The sequence below is a fragment of the Flagellimonas sp. B-3 genome, from assembly GCF_056857835.1.
On record NZ_JBSXNW010000001.1, the window covers coordinates 1 to 2,976 of the forward strand.

1 protein-coding gene is annotated in these 2,976 nt (G+C 57.4%); it reads right to left on the reverse strand.

Annotated elements, in window-relative coordinates; all coding sequences use genetic code 11:
* Positions 1-2,976 (reverse strand): DUF7507 domain-containing protein (locus AC13CS_RS00005; protein WP_482888242.1); only part of this gene is annotated, 2,976 nt, incomplete at both ends.

Genomic DNA, 2,976 nt, shown 5'->3' on the forward strand with positions numbered 1-2,976 from the left:
ACGGGGCCTGCGAGCGAACCGCCGAGCAATGGGTCGTCCACGATAATCTGGTCCAGGTCCACATCGCCCGTGTTGGTCACGGTGAAGGTATATCGGATGCTCTCGTTGCAGCCATCGGTGTTGACGTCTATCAAGGCACCTGATTTTATCAGCCCGATGCCGGCACTGCCGTTTATACAGGCATCGTTGGGCACCGTGGTATTGGTGGGATTGTCTTCCTGCAGGCTGTCGTCATCGGACAGGTCCTGCACCTCGGTGTCGGTGCCCAATAGCTGTGCGGTGACCGTTGCGGAGTTGGCCACATTGCCGTTGTCAATGTCTTGTTGGATGATTTCGTAGAGGGCCTCGTAGGTCCAGCTCTCGCCAATGGACAGGATGCCGTCGTTCCCTTCGTCGCTGCCCGCCACGGGGCCTGCGAGTACACCACCGAGCAAGGGGTCGTCCACGGTGACCTGGTCCAGGTCCACATCCCCCGTATTGGTCACGGTGAAGGTATATCGGATGCTCTCGTCGCAGCCATCGGTGTTGACATCTGCAAGGACTCCTGTTTTTATCAGCCCGATTCCCGCGCTGCCGTCGGTACAGGCATCGTTGGGCACCGTGGTGTTTGTGGGGTCATCTTCCAAAAGACTATCGTCATCGGACAAGTCCTGCACCTCTGTGTCTGTGCCCAATAGCTGTGCGGTGACCGTTGCAGAGTTGACCACACTGCCGTTGTCAATGTCCTGCTGGGTAAATGCGTAGAGGGCCTCGTAGGTCCAGCTCTCGCCGATGGACAGGATACCGTCGTTCCCTTCGTCGCTGTCCGCCACGGGGCCTGCGAGTACACCACCGAGCAAGGGGTCGTTGACGGTGACCTCGTCGAGATCCGCATCGCCCGTGTTGGTCACGGTAAAGGTGTATCGGATGTTCTCGTTGCAGCCATCGGTGTTGACATCGGCCAAAATCCCTGTTTTTATCAGCCCGATACCTGCGCTGCCAGTGGTACAGGCTTCGTTGGGCACTACGGTATTTGTGGGATCATCTTCCAGCAGGCTATCGTTGTCGGACAGGTCCTGCACCTCGGTATCGGTGCCGAGCATCTGTGCAGAGACCGTTGCGGAGTTCACCACATTGCCGTTGTCGATATCCGGTTGTTCGAGTCCGTAAAGTGCCTCGTAGGTCCAGCTCTCGCCGATGGAAAGGATGCCGTCGTCCCCGTCATCGCTGTCCGCAACGGGGCCTGCGAGCGCACCGCCGAGCAAGGGGTCGTTGACGGTGACCTCGTCGAGGTCCACATCGCCCGTGTTGGTCACGGTAAAGGTATATTGGATGCTCTCGTCGCAGCCATCGGTGTTGACATCTGTCAAGGTTCCAGTTTTTATCAGCCCGATACCGGCACTTCCGTTGGTACAGGCGTCGTTGGGAACCAAAGTGTTTGTGGGATCATCTTCCAAGAGACTGTTGTCATCGGACAGGTCCTGTACCTCGGTATCGGTGCCCAATAGCTGGGCGGAGACCGTTGCGGAGTTCACCACGTTGCCGTTGTCGATGTCCTGTTGTTCGAGTTCGTAGAGTGCCTCGTAGGTCCAGCTCTCGCCGATGGATAGGATGCCGTCGTCCCCGTCATCGCTTTCGGGTACGGGACCTGCGAGCGCACCGCCCAGCAAGGGGTCGTTGACGGTGACCTCGTCGAGATCCACATCGCCCGTGTTGGTCACGGTAAAGGTATATTGGATGCTTTCGTCGCAGCCATCGGTATTGACATCTACCAAAGCTCCGGTTTTTATGAGTCCGATACCTGCGCTGCCAGTGGTACAGGCTTCGTTGGGCACTACGGTATTGGTAGGGTCATCTTCCAAGAGACTGTTGTCATCGGACAGGTCCTGCACCTCGGTATCGGTGCCGAGCATCTGTGCGGAGGCCGTTGCGGAGTTCATCACGTTGCCGTTGTCGATGTCCTGTTGGATGATTTCGTAGAGGGCTTCGTAGGTCCAACTTTCGCCCACGGAAAGGATGCCATCGTCCCCATCATCGCTTTCGGGTACGGGGCCTGCGAGCGCACCGCCCAGCAAGGGGTCGTTGACGGTGACCTCGTCGAGATCCACATCGCCCGTGTTGGTCACGGTAAAGGTATATTGGATGCTTTCATCGCAGCCATCGGTATTGACATCGGCCAAAGTACCTGTCTTTATCAGCCCGATACCGGCACTTCCATTTATACAGGCATCGTTGGGAACCGAAGTGTTTGTGGGATCATCTTCCAAGAGACTGTTGTCATCGGACAGGTCCTGCAACTCGGTGTCAGTGCCCAATAGCTGGGCGGAGACCGTTGCGGAGTTCACCACATTGCCGTTGTCGATGTCCTGTTGGATGATTTCGTAGAGTGCCACGTAAATCCAGGTCTCGCCGATGGATAGGATGCCATCATCCCCGTCATCGCTTCCCGCTACGGGGCCGGCCAGTATACCGCCGAGCAAGGGGTCGTTGACGGTGACTTCGTCGAGGTCCACATCGCCCGTGTTGGTTACGGTAAAGGTATATTGGATGCTTTCATCGCAGCCATCGGTATTGACATCTACCAAAGCTCCAGTTTTGATCAGCCCGATACCTGCACTGCCAGTGGTACAGGCGTCGTTGGGCACTACGGTATTGGTGGGGTCGTCCTCCAGAAGGCTATCGTTGTCGGATTGGTCCTGCACCTCGGTATCGGTGCCGAGCATCTGTGCGGAGACCGTTGCGGAGTTCACCACATTGCCGTTGTCGATGTCCGGTTGTTCGAGTTCGTAAAGTGCCTCGTAGGTCCAGCTCTCGCCGATGGAGAGGATGCCGTCTTCCCCTTCGTCGCTTTCGGGTACGGGGCCTGCGAGCGAACCGCCGAGCAATGGGTCGTCCACGATAATCTGGTCCAGGTCCACATCGCCCGTGTTGGTCACGGTGAAGGTATATCGGATGCTCTCGTTGCAGCCATCGGTGTTGACGTCTATCAAGGCACCT